Source organism: Faecalibacterium gallinarum, from assembly GCF_022180365.1.
GTDB classification, from domain to species: Bacteria; Bacillota; Clostridia; order Oscillospirales; family Ruminococcaceae; genus Faecalibacterium; species Faecalibacterium gallinarum.
The window spans coordinates 13,377-29,326 of record NZ_BQKV01000038.1 but is presented as its reverse complement, the minus strand read 5'-3'; the positions used below and the strand labels follow the sequence as shown (position 1 = coordinate 29,326).

Sequence of the window (15,950 nt, the reverse complement as noted above, 5' to 3'; positions counted from 1 at the left end):
TGACTGGGAGTACACCTTTTCACCCATTTTTGTGTACTCTTAGTACACATTTCTGTGAAAGTGCCCATTACAAATGATAACTTGGGTTCCTCTTTGACGGGAGTAACTATCTGTCACAGTTTACTGTGACTGGTTGTAACGCCTCCCAAGTCTTTCATTCTTCAGACACAAAAAATGCCGGCAGACAGTCGCAGTCTCATCCAAACTGCTTCTGTCTGCCGGTATTCCATATGCTGCTTTACCGGGCAGCGTTTTGTTTTATCCTTCTCTCTGATCCACAATGTCCAGAGAATCTCTGCCTACCCGGCAGAGCAAAAAGAAAACTTTCACCCCAGCCGCCTTTGCCTGGGCCAGAGCCTCCCCGAAAGCCGGGTGAGTGTCCACATTGGGCCGCACCTCGGTGATTCCTTCCATCTGGATCACAAAAGCCACCTCGCAGCGGACTCCGGTCTGCTGGGCCTGGGTCAGTTCCTGAAGGTGCTTGACGCCCCGCTCGGTGGGGGCATCCGGGAAGTAGCCGATGCCGTTCACTTCCAGAGTGCAGCCCTTCACCTCCAGCAGGTAGAGCTGGCCCGCCTTTTCCATGGCGAAGTCGATCCGGGATTTGCCGTAGGAAAACTCAGGGTGAATCGCGTCAAAGCCCTGGGTTTCCAGCCACTCCTTTACCACCTTGTTGGGAGCCTGGCTGTCGATGTTGACCCAGCCCAGGCCTTCTTTCCGGACGGCTACCAGATCATATTTTGTCTTGCGGGCAGGATTATCCGACACTTCGAGCCGGACATCCGCCCCTGGCAGCAGGAGTTCCTTGCAGCGGCCGGTGTTTTTGACATGGACGGTCTCCTCCTTGCCCTCCAGCATCACCTTGGCGATGAAACGGTTGGGGCGGGAGAGAAAGGTAGCGTCCAGGATGGTTTTATAGTTCATACTGTGTATTTTCTCTTTGTGTCAAATCAAATGGACTCTTACTTTACCTGGGCTCTCCAGTATCTGCAGACAGCCCCACTTCAAAGGAGCTGATAAAACGGTTCATGGACTTGCGGGCAATGCGCATGGCGCGAACCGAGTCTTCTGCCTCTTTGATCTGCTCATTCAGTTTCTTCTTTTCTGCAGCTTCTGCCACATCCGCTTTCAGCCGCAACTCAACCACCGACTTTTCGATGCTCTCGATTTTCTTTACATACTGCTCATACACGCTGGTGGAGTATGCCAAATCCTTTTCTCCGTTGAGGAAGATTTCCTCCACCGAGACCATCAGCTTGGCAGACTGCAGAATCGTATTTTTCTTGCCCGCCAGACTTAGGGCCGTCATTCCTCCCCCAACTGCACTTCCTGCGCCCAGCCCCAGCACGGCACCGCCGCCTACAATGGCAATGGTTCCTCCCGCCATTCCTGCACCGCCGGCCGCAATCGCGCCGCCGCCCAGGTAAGCCAGACAGGCGCTGGTCAGCGCTGCACCACTTAACCCAGCAAAATTGGAACCCACCAGCACAACCGCAATGGCGGGTGCAAACATTCCGGCCGCTGCGACTGCCGCCAGTGCAATCCCAGCTGCAACACCCATGGAAGTGATTGCCGTCTTTAAGGTCTCCTTCATCTCTCGGATGGCCTTTTGGTAGGATTTGCGCAGGCGGGCGATCGTACCTTTTTGGTAATAGCTTCCGGTCAAAAATTCTTCCAAAAATGTGTCCCCGTCCTTCTGGTTGTAACCAGCCGGCCCATTGAGATCTTTGTATTTTGTGCTGGGAATCTCTTTGGTTTCTTTGCCCTTTTTCACCTGCTCAGTGCTCAAAGGATAATAGGGTTCAAACAGCATGGCCTCCAGAAGCACCAGCCGAAGCCACGGCTTTTGCGGCTCATTCTCCTCGATTTTCCGGATCAGTTCCTCTTTTGTGTACCAATGCATTACAGCATGGTCCACCTGAAGGAAACTGGGCAGCCCGGCTGAAATATAGTTCTTCCATTCCTGCAGCCATTCCCGTTTCAGACTCTTGAGAGCTTCCCGGTGAATTGGCCATTGGGTATGTTCCGCATCGTACTCTGTTTTAAGAGCTTCGATATTGTACAGGATCTCCACCTGTTCCATGGTCAAACCAAATTCCATCTGACCCATACCGCATCCGATCCTTTCATAGAGATCTGCATCCTCCTGCCGGAAAGTGTTTCTGCGAATCTCCTCATACATTCTTCTCAGCAGCTTAAGGTCCCGTGCCCGCAGGCCCACCGCAACATCCTGTCCGATTGCCACAGCAAACCGGCCGATCCCTGCATAATTGACACAGACCCACCACTTCCCCGGCCCGATCAGCGCCGCGCTGAAATCCACTGTGGTAAAAACGCCGGTCGCAACTGTCAGCATTCGGGTCAGCGCAGGCGAATGAACCGGCAGGATTTTCTGCCAGTCCAGCGTCTTCAAGGATTGCCAGGAATCAGCCTTCCGTTCCTGAATGGCTGCCGACAATCTCCGGATCATGTAAAAGACCCGCACCATGCACTCATTGGCTGCTACCGGCAGCGCCTGCCGTGCCAGCTCGGCCAAAAGCCCCAGCTCTCCCCGAAGATCCATCTGCAATTTTGTGTCTTTCAGGATCTTTCCATTTTCATCATGTTCCGCCAGAAGTGTTCCATTGAAAAGCTTCGACAGAAAAACAGACAGTTGGTTCTTTCCATCTTTATCCTGAAAAACAGGCAGCGCCGCCATCTCTTTTGCCATAGCCAGCAGCGGACCAGGAATACCGGTCCCGCCCGTTTTGCCGGCTGTGCTGCTGGAACCCGCCATATCACTGACCAGATGGAAAAACCAGACCACCACACCGTTGAACAATTTTTCAGGAATATTTTTGCCAATCAGTCCCAGAGCTTCTTTGGGAACCGGGACTATCACAAACGCTCCGTTGGTGTCCGTTCCATAGGCCTTTTGGGTAAACTGGGTCAGCAGAGAAAATACCAAACCGGCCGCTGTGGGATGGTGTGCAAAATCCCGGAGATGGTGCTGCAGTCCGCCGCCAAAATCCGGCGTATTTTTGTCACTGGGGATGCAGAATTGCTTTTCCAAAAAGCGTACTGCTCCCTGCAAATCTTCTCCCGGGTAGCCAGTCAGACGCGACACTTTCACCACAAACTGCTCTATCTGGTTGCTGCTCCACTCACGGCCCCGCCGCAGATCAAAGGTTCCTCCCCACACGACATCCAGGATACCGCAAATCAGCCCGCTTCCAATCGCCGCCAGATAGTCACCGCCATCTGCATGGCTGGACAGCAAATCCATTTGGGCATCCAGATCAAAAATGATCCGGTCAAGATCATACTTCTGCTCCGTCAGTTCCGGTGTCACATAAACCTGTGCAGATTCGCTCTCTTTTTCGCTCATAGGTTATTCCTTCCCAACAAACTTGATCTTCGATTTTTTCATCCTGACCTGCAAAGCATCAGGCGGTTTCCAGCTGTGTAAAGGCTTTTGCTATGCGATCGGTCATCTCATACTGCGCTTCATCTGTATATGCATAGGAGATGCGGATCACCATCGTTCCCACGATGGCATACGAGCCCGTATACAAGATCGTATTGTCAAAGCCACTCAAATACTCGCACCTGGCTTCTGCGTCCTGCACGGTGCTGTACACCTCCACTGCGCCTCCGCCGTCCGTGCCCTTGGATACCGGACTGTCGCCCGCCGATTCAATGCCTGTGGATGTAAAATAGATGCAGGCTGTATATCCTCCATTTTCCCGATGGAGAAGACCGTTGGGATCGTTGTCCGAAGTCACCGGCTGGATCTCAAGAATATCCTCTACCCGGCCCAGACGCTCCATTACCCACGCTTCGGAAGGAGCCGTGATCTGTTCCATGATCTTTGTATCATCCGAGAGATATTCCATGATCTCCTTTAAGGTCTCTATGTCTGCCTGCGTTTTCTTTGCCGTATTGCCGCCCAGGAAGGACTTCATCACAGAAAACAGGTCTTCATTGACCATTTCCAGATTTTCAGCTGATTCAGGAAACCCATCCAGGTTATCAACGCAGGTGAGCGAAAGCATGGAATTGTAATCCTCCGCCGCAGCATTGTATTCTTCCACCGCACTGTTGTACGCTTCTGTCGCATTTTGCAGCGGAAGTATCGCCAACACGAACACCAGCACGATTATCAAAAGAAGCCCCGCAAAAACTCCGACAAGCATTTGTATCACCGGAACCTTTTTCTTCTCGCTTCCTCCATTCTTTTGCATTGTCTCCTCCTCTCCCCTGCTGGTTTCTGTCCCATGCGCTCAATGAATACATACGATTTCCTGCAGCATCGCTTTCATTTCTGTACGCACTTCGTCTTCGGCAGGCAAAACAATTTTCTCCCGCTGCTTCACCTGTTCCTCAAAGAGCGGCTCCATGAGATTTTCTGCAAAAACTTCCCGGTCTTCGCTGGCGTACATTTCCTCCAATGTCTCACCTGACAGCACTGTCTGAAGTTTTTCTGTAATGGCAGCGCCCTCTTCTTCGCTGACCAGGTAATCTTCACTTAAACTCTGGAACTTTTCCGAGATAATATCATACATTGCCTGCGCATCACCCGCATAGATCTTGCTGAGAAGCGCATCGCTTACATATCCCGAAGCTGCTCCGCCGGCCATTCCTCCGACAAAAGTCCCAAGCGTCGTTCCCACTCCTGGAAGAATGGCTGTTCCCACGGCACCTCCGGCCACACCGCCCACGGTTGTTCCTGCTACCGAGGCTACCGTAACCACAAGATTCTTCAGAAGCTGCTGTGGAGAGATCCGTCCCTGGAACAGATCCGCAACGTCGCTCACCGAAAGCGCAGCCACAACAACACCCGACGTAATAATTTGACTCTGCAAAATACCAGCCACTCGTGCTGCGATCTGGCTGGATGTAAGATTTGCTGCACTTTCCCCAAATGTATTGAAGATGGCTGTAGAAACGCCCTTTCCCAAGGCCTTTGCAATCGCTTCTGTTGCAGGCTTCAGTCCATCTTTCAGCCCTGATTTTGCCAGTTGACTGGAAATTACATAGGTCGCAAAAACAAATCCTCCTGTTTTCAGCCCATTCAATGCTGCATTTTTAGTGGCATCCTCGAAGCTTTCCCCATTCATGGTACAGGAAACAAAGTCCAGTGCAAAGCTGATTCCCAAAGCGCTGGCAGCTACAATCGCTCCGTTGGTCGCATCGTATCGCAGTGAATCAATGTTTCCGGCTTTGACAAGGTTTGTCGCCTGTTCGTATGTATATTTTCCCTTCCGCACGTAATTGACAGCTTCGGCTGGATCCGAAACTCCCGGAACTTTTCCAGCACGGATCTTCTGCTCCATCCCCCGGAGTACATCATCGTATTGATCCGCCGGGACTTCCAGGCACATTGCCGTTCCATCCGGCATACTGTACCGATACTCTCCGGTCGCACTGTCAAACGCTGCGTTGAGTGATTCACTCGCCGTTGCACAATATTTGTCCTGAATGTAAGTGGTCGTCCCATCCCGGTTCAAAATCTGCCGGTCCGGACCATTTTTGACGTTGTTGTCTCCCACAACCACCGCCTTTTCACCACGCAACACATCGGAAAGGTTATTTGCCCGTTCTGCTGCAAAGCCATGCCCCTGAACATAGTTAAACTTTCGTTCTTCATAGGTCTTTTCAATGGTTTGCAGGGCCCCCTGCAGATAACCACCTGTCTCTCCGAGCGTTGAAGCATCCGGTGCCGCAGCAAAGCTTTTTATTCCATAAAAAGGGATCATCCCTATCATCACGCTGAAGCAAAGTGCCATTGCTGTAATGCGTTGGGCAAAAAGTCGCATTCCCTTCATCGAATCCACTTCCTTTTATGAATGTCCCTTATTTTAACCGCTCAAAGTAGCTCTCCAGCTTTTCATCACAGATCCGCTGGATCTCCCGTTTTTCTTCCTGGGTCAGCTTTTTCCAGACCGATTCATCCACCTGGACCACGCCCAGGGTCCTGGTATGGTGCAGCATCTGCATATCCTCGAACCGCTTGAAGGGATTGGACAGGATATTCCGCTGGGCCTGGGCATCGGTATAGTCTCCCCTGGCATAGATGCTGTTGGCTTTTTCCACCACCAGACCAGCGGCCCGCCGGGCCTCATAGAATTTCCGGAAGTAGTCCACAATATCACTGAGCTTCACCCGGCCTTTGTTGTCGGCAAGGGAAAGAATTGCTTTGAGCAGCACCGGCTTATAAGAGTAGCTCATATCCATCTGACGAACCATTTCCATGAACAGATCCTTGCGGTTGGAGTCATCAATGAGCGTCCAGCCATATTGCTCAGCATACTTCTTGAGGGTTTCCTCTTTGAAGTACTTGAAGGTCCGGTGCTCGCTCATGGGGACAACCAAATCCGGCACCAGCAGGCCTTCCCGCACATATCGCTCGATGGTCTCGGTCTGCACATCCACCCGGCGCACAAACTCCATCTGGGAGATCATGCCGGCGGCTTCTTCCTGCCAGTTGAAAAGATCCACCAACTCATAATCCAGTGCATCCACAGGCCAGTCGATGATAGCGTCGGGGCGTTCGCCGCGCTCATACAGGCCTTGCTCTGCCATTTTCTGCTTCTTGGTGCCTAATACCAGCGCACCCGGTCTATACTCCTTCAGACGGAACAGCCGGTGCATCGAGTAAGGCATATTATACTGGCTGGCGTTGTCTACAAAGTCAAACACCATCAGGCTTTCTTTGCCGGGCGACAGCCGCATGCCGCGGCCCAGCTGCTGGGTGTAGAGCACCTTGGACATGGTGGGTCGGGCCATGAAGAGCACCTCGGTGGCCGGGCAGTCCCAGCCCTCGTTGAGCAGGTCACAGGCACACAGAACCTTTATTTGTCCCTTTTCAAAGCGGGCCAGAATTTCCCGCCGGTCGGCCGCTTTGATTTCACCAGATACTGCTTCCGCGGCCACGCCGGCATCATGAAGCCGCCCGGCAATTTCCTTCGCATGCCGGACAGATGCACAGAAAATCACAGTGCGTTTATCCTTCACATATTGCAGCCATGTATCTACAATCAGCTGATTCCGTTCCGGCACATAAATTTTGCTTTCCAGGTCCCGGATGTTGTACTGGACGCTGTTGAAACGCACCCTGGTCAAATCGATATTGGTATGGATTCGGATGCAGCGCACAGGCACCAGTTCTCCAATCTCCACAGCCGTCTGGATGTCCAGTTTATGAGCGGTATGTTTGAAGATATCCAGAATATTCTTGTCATCGGCCCGCTCCGGCGTAGCAGTCAGGCCCAGAGTAAACTCCGGCGTAAAGTAGGCCAGAACCTTCTGGTATGTATCAGCGGACGCGTGGTGGGCCTCATCCACAATGATATAGCCAAATTCGTCCGGCTTGAACTGTTCCAGATTCAGCGCCACACTCTGGATGCTGCCACAGACGACGAAGGCGTCCTTTTCCTTTGCGCTCTCCACATAGCGGCCCACTGTGGCCTGGGGCCACAGTTCCCGGAATGTTCTGGCTGCCTGATCCACCAGCTCCACAGTATGAGCCAGGAACAGAGTTTTCTTGCCAAAACGCTTGGCATCCATGACGGCGGTCACCGTTTTGCCGGTGCCGGTGGCATGGTAAAGCAGTGCAATGGTCTCAAAATTGCGGCGCATCTCCTCCAGTGCAGCCAGTGCCTGCTTCTGGTGCTCCTTCAGTTCCAGACGGGAGCCATCCAGAGACTTGCCCCGCTGGGTGGGAAGATAGTCCTCAATCTCCTTGAAACTGGGATGCTGACCCAGAAAGACCCGCAGCTCATCCTTCACAGTTTCCGGCTGCTGCTGCATCTGCCGCACCGCCCAGCGGTACACATCCCAGCCCAGATAGATCATGCTGTTCTGTTTGAGCAGATCATCATAAATCTTGTTCTGAGAAACTAGCCTGGGGTTATGGGAGGCTTCATCGTCAATCTCAATGGCCACTTTCCGCCCGCCGTTCTCGATCATAAAATCGGCAAACCGGCTGTTCTGATAAATATCAAAGAAAGGGTACTGGGAGTAGAGATAACCAGCCTTTTCAGCACCAAAGGTGTCAGAAAACAATTCAATAAACAAGTCCTCGGCACTGCTGCCAGAGATCGAACGATAAGTAGGCATAGAGGCACCTCACATGATCCGTTTCAGCCGGTCCTCTTCCGGGACCTCAGCCTGCAGGCTTCGCAGCTTTGCCAAAGAGATGGGTCGCTGGCTGTTCTTCTGCATTTTCCCGCAATGCTCCCAGGCAAGTTTGCCCGGACCATTGTATACCTCAGAAAAGGTGCCATCCGGATGGATCTGGAGCACCAGCAGCCACTTTGGCTCGCTCGAGAGTGCGACCCGGTCAATTTGGGTTGCTTTGATCTGAACCAGCCGACCATCCGACGCTTTGGCATCATGGGTTTCTGCCGACGCCTCAAACAGCGTCAGCCCATAGCAGCAGGCCGCCAGAGCCTCACCGATGCTCCCGATCATATGTCCATCGGGCGTATAATGTCTTCCTGGAAACAGTTCTTCCAGTTCGTGCGACACGCGATAAAGAGTTTTTATTTTTTCCGCGACCATTTCCTGTATCGTTGCTGCGCTCATTCCCACACTTCCTTCAGCAGAATCTTTTTTGCAAATCCGCCGCGTTCAGCTGCCTTGTCCGCCCGCACTTGCTCCAGCTCATCCAATGTCCAGCCGCGAGCCCGAACAACCGCCTGCATGACCTCCAAAAGATCGGCCAATTCCTCCAGTGATTTGCTTTCCTGGTATTCCGCCAGCTCTTCGTTCAGCTTTTGGTCCAGAAGCCGGATGTACGCCTCATCTGACAGCGTTTCACAGACACAGGTCTTTCCGTCCGCTTTGATGATCTCCGGGATACGGTCACGGACCAACTTATGATAAGTTTTTACCGGCATCTTTCAGCCTCCTCAAAATCTCCTCGTCCGCCGGGCAGAAGGAATACTGGTCGATCTCATTCACCGTGATCCAGCGGATGTCGTTGTGTTCCAGCTTTTGGGGAGTTCCCTCCCGGATGGTCGCATGGAACAGGGTCAGATGCACCGTCAGGTCCGGGTATTCGTGGACCACATCCATAAACACTTTGCCAACATCCAGGGTAATGGCCAGCTCCTCCTGACACTCTCGGATGAGCGCCTGCTCTTTGGTCTCCCCCGGCTCAACCTTTCCACCCACAAACTCCCAGAGCAGCCCTCTGGCCTTGTGGGCCGGGCGCTGGCAAATCATAAATTTCTCTTTGTCCCAGATCAGGGCTGCGACGACTTCAGTCATCTATTTTCCCCCTCGCAGGTTCTTCTTTCTTATTTCACTCTGTCAAAAAAGCTTCTTGCTCAATGGTGACACCATATTCCACTATTTTTTTCATAGCCTCATGAAAAAGCGGGTACTTTCCACCATTGATAGCAGCCTGAATTTCTCCCAGATAATGTTCCGGACGTTTCAGGCCAGTCGAATGGAGAGACTCAACGTTTTCGGCAGACATTCGCATAGGCAACAGTGAAGGAAAAAACGCTTGCAACCGCTCAAACATTCGAAATCCGCCTAAATCAATATCCGCCCAAAAGACAATCATTATCTGGTTTTGTACAGAGGCAGCTATCTTTTCAAAAAACTTGCGTTTCTGAGGGCTTAAGAAACCGCCATGATACACCGCCAGTTCCTCAGGGTGTAGCTCCGTTGTCACATATTCATCATAGTTGGTTTTATTCTCAATAAAAACGATTTTCTGAATTCCTCGCAGGTCGAAAGACTGTATTAAGTCAACACAGGGGCTAGGCAGAGCAAGACCATAGGGTGTCGCCGCATTCACAGAAATGCTTCCATTTTCGGTCTGGATCATACAGTTTCCGGAGAGCTCATAAAGTTCCGGCCGGGCATAAATTCCCAAATAGGCCAGCTGTTCCCGTTCTCCCATCTCACTTTGCTCACAGACCTCTCTCAATTTTTGAGAGTACTCCAATGCAATCCGCAGAAACTGGTCCCGTACTTCTCGTTCAAATGTTTTTGTGTTCTGGTAACATTTGCTGCTAAAAGCGCGCATCGTAATGGATCCACCATGTAGAGAATCATACAGTATAAAGGCAGTAAGCAGCTTATCTAGCAAGGAGAAATCCTTTTTGCAGTAGGCCGGCACCCGGAAAAGCGTCTTTGCCTGACGGCAGACATCCTCTTTCCATCCTAAGATCCAGTCTGTCGTAACCTGGGAAAGACTTGATTCAATTTTTTGGGCCACCACAGAAGACAGCTCTCTTGGATGGATTCGGCCTGTGATTTGATAACACTCAGAAAGGCGCTCTAAATTCAGTGTCACGCAGGATAAAACTGGACGTCCTGAAACCCACTCGGCTCCTATCAATCCACGGGATTCCAAAGTTTTTACCGTCTCGTTCCACTCATCCCGGACCTGTGCATCTTCATAATCATATTCTGGGAATTCATGCTTTTCGATGCGAAGCATTACCCGGCGTGTAGAAGATCCCGGCTGGCTCAGATGCTTGCTTTTTTCATATTTATCCAGCAAGCGAGAGAGAAGAATGTTCTCTTTCATGCCGGCATGATCTCCTTTCCCCAAGCCTTGATATGCATTTTATATTTTTCCTTTATCACCAAATGGGTGCGGTCTGCCAAAGGCATGATGTCCGGCAGTTTATCAGGCGGTGTGCAAATAATAGCTTGCAATCCCATTTTTCGTAGGAGGCGAACGCTTTCCACAATACGGTCGCTGTCCATTTTATTAAATGCCTCATCAAAAACCACCAGACGAACTGTGTTGCTGGCCAAGACAGAAGGATTGTTGACCTGGTACAGCTGAGCAAAGGATGCCAGCACTGCAATATAAAATGGCGTCTGAGTCTCACCGCCAGACTTAATGTTGAGGGTTTGGGAAAGAAGCTGTTTTGAACCATTCTGATCGGTGGTTTCCAAATCAAATTTCAAATAGGTCCTAAAATCTGTAAAACGTTCGATATTCTGTTGCAGCTCACTCTGTTTTCTGGCGTTGATCTGGGTATCATCTGACGTAGCAATCTGATTGAACAAGCTTTCAATAAGCTTTCCGTACTTCTGCTGGAACGGCAGCGCAAACAAGCCACCTTCTCCTTCCATCAGCTCCGGCGCCATAATCATATTGTAGTAATCCGCATAATCCGGGTTTCGATCTACTCGGAACAAATACTGGTCTGTCCCAAACTTTGCCTGCTTCAATGCTTTGTTGAGGTTTTTGACCTGTTCCCTCACCTGGTCGATACTGGATTTCAGCTTGGAGAGGAAATCATTTTGGAACTGCTCCAAGGCGCTCTCTCGAGCCGCTTTGATCTTTTCTCGATATTTCGGCAGCTCGCTTTCTTCCAGGGCCTGTCGTTCCATCTCATATTCGTCATTATCCAGAGCATCCACCCGAAAAGAACAAGGCTTAAACCTGTCGGCATAATTGTTTCTTGCCCCAAGCAGCTCACTCCAAGTCGTTTGCTGTTCATTGCGGGAGCGGATCAGCTGCTCACTGAAATTTTTCTGTACAGCCTCTGGACGTTTCAACCGTGCCAACTCCTGCTTGTACCGTGGAAGGCCCACTTGCTCTTGATACTCTGCAGTGAACTCTTCGCTAATTCTGTCCTCTAACTCGGTTAATTTTTGACACTGCTCTGGCAGCGTCACATATTCCAACTGGTGAATTTGCTCTTTTAGCTGTCCCTGCCGCTCTACAGTGCTGCTCTGTTTGCCACGCAGTGTTTCAATCTCTTTTCTCAGGCCTTCAATGGTTCGTCTCTGCTCATCCAACCAGAACAAATTCAGCTGGGAAAGTTGATTTTCAATTTCCACGATTTCTTTTTTGATCTCCAGACTGCGCGTATACCCATCCAGTTTTTCCTGGACTGTATTCTGCACAAAGAACTGGGTAAAAAGCGGCTCATCCTGGTTCTTCAATACTTGAAGAATCGGGTTCCAATATCGGATTGCACCTTCTACCTGGGCCAGCTCTGCCTCAAGGCGCCGAATACGCAGCTCAACTGCCCGGCGTCCGATGAATGCATCCTCCATCCATGCACGGCGCAGCGGGCGCGCAACATACCCTTGGTACAGCATTCCTTCCGCAGTAATGGCGGTTTTATAATCGCGGAGTTCTTCGACATGCGTGCAACAGATGACCCGTCCCAATAAATAATCCATATAACTACGTGCCAGATCGTTTTTGGTTTCCACTTTTTGGGCTAGGCTATTCTCCTTAGGTTCTATCTTTTCCTGTTCTCGAAGCTTGCCAACATCTACAATGCCGAATGTGTTTTGCATAAAATCTCTCTTGATCTGGTCGTAGAGCTTTAATGCTGACTGATAATAGACTGGCTCTACCAGGAGATAGAATTTCTGCATGTTGAGGTAGCCCTCCACTGCGCCGCGCCAGGCCTCCTCTCGAATCTCCAATACATCGGCTAGTATGTACACTTCCACAGGATGGCCGATCTGTTGTTCCAACTCTGTGCTCAGACGCTTTTGGAGTTCGATCAGTCCCCGTGGATAGTCCTTCACATTCTTGCGCAGATTCGCCAGAGCAGCTTTTTTCTGGTCAACCTCGATCTTATATGCATCTACTTGATCTTCGACTTTGTGAGCGGTGTTTCGAACGCTCCGCCAAAAATCAGATGTGGCGGATTGGGCTTGTTCAAAGAGAGAAATGGGCTTGGCAAACAAATCCGGCCCAGCACTTTCAAAGGGAGTGTATGCCTTTTTTGCATTCTCCGCCGCCTGTTGTACCGGCGTAAGCGTTTCCTCTTCCCAGGCCATCACCTTCTCGCATATGTGATTGATTCGGCCAGCTTCCCGCCTAATTTCCAACGCCAGTTTCTGACATCCATCCATCAGCTTTTTTTGCTCAACAACACGCTCAGCCTTTTGCTGCTCAAGTCTTTCCGCTTCCTGATAGACATTGCTCTGGGCAATGGCACGGTCCAATTCCCGTTGCCGATTCTCTTTTTGACCAATTTCTGTGGCTAACGCTTCAATTTGTTTTTCCGCTTCGCCCAGCGCAGCTTCACACTCTCTTTTTGCCTGCTCTGCGCGCTCAATCGCGGCTTGCTGTACTTCCTTTTCTGCCCACCTAGACAGGAATGATTGGATGCGCCAGCGTTCAATCGCCTGCTGCCAATCTTGATAATGCCGTCGGATGTCATGCAACGCCTCCAGCTTTTCCTCCTGACGCTGGGCCAGCTGCTCATCCCGCTTATAGTCCCGAATGGTCTGCTGCATCGCTTCAATATCCGGTTTTTCCGGGATATCACAGATATTCTCCGTGATAAATTTCTGGATATCTACAATGGGGCGGAAGGAGACAGCCTTCTTCATCATCCGCATGACCTGCTCGTTGTGAACATTCCACTTTGCCAAAAGATCTGCCCGATATTGCTTCTGGGTATCATAGAGCTTTCCTCTGACACCGTATGTCTTCAAGAAAGAACGAAGGTTAGGAAGGTCGATGGCCTCCCCCTGGCGAACAAAGCAGTCTTCCGGCAATGGTCCGTCGTAAAGGAAAAAATGCTCCTGACTGCCTCCATCGCTCCGGCAGTCGAACATAACGCCAGAAACAAAGGGCTTACTCTCCACATCATCCCAAAATTCGCAGGCAATGAAGCTGGAAAAATCTTTTCCTCGTCTGGAGTTTGGATTATTTTCATCCATATCCGCCCGCAGGTATCCCTCCAGCGTCCGCTGAGATTTTTCATTGGCTGCCTGATTGAAGTTGCGGGAATTCGTTTCTCCCAAAAGAACAATTTGAAGTGCATCAATTACGGTGGATTTGCCAGCTCCATTCTTTCCAGTCAAAAAATTGATATCCTCCACTTCGATGAGTTCTTTTGAGAAATAGAGCCAGTTAATCAGCAGAATTTTTTTCAGCTTCTTCATCATTGTCCTCCTTCCTCAGTGTGGATACAATCACATTCAGTTTTTCGCTGGAAACCACAGACAAAATGGTGGGCAATATTGCGAATTTGCAGCTTCCTTGATTATATCTTCCCTCAATTCGCTGAATGACACAATGATTATCCAGCGTGGTAAGCGCCCTCTTTACTTCATCCATATTGGGCTTTGCTGGTAAAATTGCGTAGTCTGTTACTACTTTTTCCAAAACATCTCGTACTGTACAGATCGCGTCTTGTTCCAAGCCCAATCGCTCCATATTTTCCTCATAAATCATACGAATTGCCAAAAGAATCGCTGTTTCCTTTTTATTCAAGTTGCAGCGGTTCGCTTCATCCGTATTAATGACATAGAAATATCCATTCAGATCATCTTTGCGTAGATCCCAATCCAAGAGTGCCAGATAATCCTGTATCTCTTCAAAGTGAGCCGAAATAAATACATAATCGGGGTTATTTACCCGTCCTTCCCCTGGTTTATAGAGGGTCCTTACAACATAAGTATGGCTGAGCAGCTGATTGCAAACAGCCTTGAAATGATCAAGTTCTTTCTGAGTCGCTGCTCCGATCCAATCAAAGCTCATTTACTTTTCTCCTTACGCACAATTCGAAGCTGTGGAATGGTGTATTCATTTTCTGTAAAGTTTCCTTCCAGCTCCTCAACTAAATAGCCTGCATCTGAATCACGTCCAGTAAGCACAGCCAGCATACTCATAATATAGGACTTATCATTCAACAGCCCTATATCTTTAGAGTAACAAATTCCACGATCCCCCAGCCATTCCTCCACACAGGCTGCAACAGCGGACCGGTTGTACTCTGTCCGTATCAGTTCTGCCGCCTGGATTTCCGCCTCTGCATCCAATCCTGTGTCTTCGATCAAAACAGATGTAGTCTTCACTCGTTTTACAGGCCGTTTGCGGTACCACAGGCTCTTTTCCGAAAGAAAAGATTGTTCATATAGCTGGAATGCCGGTTGAATCTGCTCAACAAGCTCTGCGGCGTGGCGATTTCTTCCCAGTGCACTGAGAAGATAATTCAGATTTCCTCGAACGCTATAATCACGGTTGGTGAGATTTTCCAGTTTCTGTGTGGTGGCTCGGGTATACCGACGCACTTGGCGGTCGATTTCATCCAGATAGTCATGCTGAATACTGTCATAACGATCTTTCACCCAAAAGACCTTTCCCATGAGATCTTGCCGACATTCCTCGAGTGTACTGCCCCGACGATCCTGCAGCGCAGCATTGGAAAGTTCGATCAGGAGCTTCTCGTCTTGAATCCAGCTTGTGAGGATTGTTTGAATCGGAATCCGATATTTGGGCACAGAATCTTTAATTTTCAGCGGACGGATATAAGCCTCTACCACATTCTGTCCAAAATCATCAAAATGAGAAGTTAAGACCTCATTTACTTCCTGCATCTTGATTTGCAGCTGGAAGAAATGCTTGATATTGTGGTAGACCATTTGCAGCACATTGATTAGAGCCTGCGTATTATCATAAGCGCTGTAGATCGCAGCCATTTTATCATAGATATTCTCGCTGTCTGCCGCCACTTTTAGGGCCGAATAGGTACCAAAAACATAAGAATAGCCACGAACCGGGCTGTTATCTCTCAGTTGATGAAATACTTCCAGTAAGGTACTGCTGTAACTGGGCACCGTAATGTATTCATCAAAGTCTTCCCCGCGTTCTTTTTCAAACCATCCTTTACTGTATAACTTGCGAATTAGAAATCTAGCACGTCCTGAAATATCTCGTAATTCTTCTTCATCAATATCCTCGCCTTCAAATGTTGCATCCGCCAACTGCTGCTCCAGTTTACTCCGAAGCATAGAATAAAATGTATCCTCCGGAATCTTTAAACTTTCTCGGTACGCATCATAAAGTACATCCAGCGCGTCAGCATATAATACACGATTTGGGGATGCCAAAACAGAAAAGAGTTCGTCTGGCACGCGATCAAATAGATTCATCAGAACTCCCCCTTTTAAAAGGTATTTACAAGTCACAAACAAAAAGGATTCTTAGGTTTCCCAGGAACCATCCTATGGGT

At 49.8% G+C, this 15,950-nt stretch carries 12 protein-coding genes; all 12 read right to left on the bottom strand.

Going from position 1 to position 15,950, the window contains the following annotated elements:
- Positions 1-258 precede the first annotated feature (258 nt).
- The 12 genes from sfsA to JCM17207_RS06605 are packed head-to-tail and all read right to left on the bottom strand — an operon-like array spanning position 259 to position 15,870.
- The gene (sfsA, locus tag JCM17207_RS06660; protein ID WP_238316838.1) at positions 259-924 is read right to left on the bottom strand and encodes a DNA/RNA nuclease SfsA; all 666 of its coding nucleotides are present in this window, start codon (positions 922-924) and stop codon (positions 259-261) included.
- 43 nt (positions 925-967) lie between these two features.
- Positions 968-3,367, bottom strand: a complete 2,400-nt coding sequence (locus tag JCM17207_RS06655; RefSeq protein WP_238316837.1) for a hypothetical protein — start codon at positions 3,365-3,367, stop codon at positions 968-970.
- 58 nt (positions 3,368-3,425) lie between these two features.
- Positions 3,426-4,223 (bottom strand): hypothetical protein, encoded by a 798-nt coding sequence (locus tag JCM17207_RS06650; RefSeq protein ID WP_238316836.1) that lies wholly within the window; start codon positions 4,221-4,223, stop codon positions 3,426-3,428.
- Between the two features lie 39 nt (positions 4,224-4,262).
- Complete coding sequence (locus JCM17207_RS06645) at positions 4,263-5,807, bottom strand: YeeR family protein (protein ID WP_238316835.1); 1,545 nt, start codon at positions 5,805-5,807, stop codon at positions 4,263-4,265.
- 28 nt (positions 5,808-5,835) lie between these two features.
- Positions 5,836-8,100: a DEAD/DEAH box helicase gene (locus JCM17207_RS06640; protein ID WP_238316834.1), complete on the bottom strand. Its 2,265-nt coding sequence runs from the start codon at positions 8,098-8,100 to the stop codon at positions 5,836-5,838.
- A 9-nt stretch (positions 8,101-8,109) separates the two neighbouring features.
- On the bottom strand, positions 8,110-8,568 hold the full coding sequence (locus tag JCM17207_RS06635; protein ID WP_238316833.1) for a DUF6998 domain-containing protein: 459 nt from the start codon (positions 8,566-8,568) through the stop codon (positions 8,110-8,112).
- Complete coding sequence (locus tag JCM17207_RS06630) at positions 8,565-8,882, bottom strand: nucleoside triphosphate pyrophosphohydrolase (RefSeq protein WP_238316832.1); 318 nt, start codon at positions 8,880-8,882, stop codon at positions 8,565-8,567. Before JCM17207_RS06630 ends, JCM17207_RS06635 begins: the two co-directional genes overlap by 4 nt.
- Positions 8,860-9,255, bottom strand: a complete 396-nt coding sequence (locus JCM17207_RS06625) for a (deoxy)nucleoside triphosphate pyrophosphohydrolase (protein WP_238316831.1) — start codon at positions 9,253-9,255, stop codon at positions 8,860-8,862. The genes JCM17207_RS06630 and JCM17207_RS06625 overlap by 23 nt, the downstream gene beginning before the upstream one ends.
- 34 nt (positions 9,256-9,289) lie before the next feature.
- The gene (locus JCM17207_RS06620; RefSeq protein ID WP_238316830.1) at positions 9,290-10,531 is read right to left on the bottom strand and encodes a Wadjet anti-phage system protein JetD domain-containing protein; all 1,242 of its coding nucleotides are present in this window, start codon (positions 10,529-10,531) and stop codon (positions 9,290-9,292) included.
- Complete coding sequence (locus tag JCM17207_RS06615) at positions 10,528-13,881, bottom strand: ATP-binding protein (protein WP_238316829.1); 3,354 nt, start codon at positions 13,879-13,881, stop codon at positions 10,528-10,530. The genes JCM17207_RS06620 and JCM17207_RS06615 overlap by 4 nt, the downstream gene beginning before the upstream one ends.
- Complete coding sequence (locus JCM17207_RS06610; RefSeq protein ID WP_238316828.1) at positions 13,847-14,476, bottom strand: DUF4194 domain-containing protein; 630 nt, start codon at positions 14,474-14,476, stop codon at positions 13,847-13,849. Before JCM17207_RS06610 ends, JCM17207_RS06615 begins: the two co-directional genes overlap by 35 nt.
- Positions 14,473-15,870: a Wadjet anti-phage system protein JetA family protein gene (locus tag JCM17207_RS06605; RefSeq protein ID WP_238316827.1), complete on the bottom strand. Its 1,398-nt coding sequence runs from the start codon at positions 15,868-15,870 to the stop codon at positions 14,473-14,475. Before JCM17207_RS06605 ends, JCM17207_RS06610 begins: the two co-directional genes overlap by 4 nt.
- Positions 15,871-15,950 lie beyond the last annotated feature (80 nt).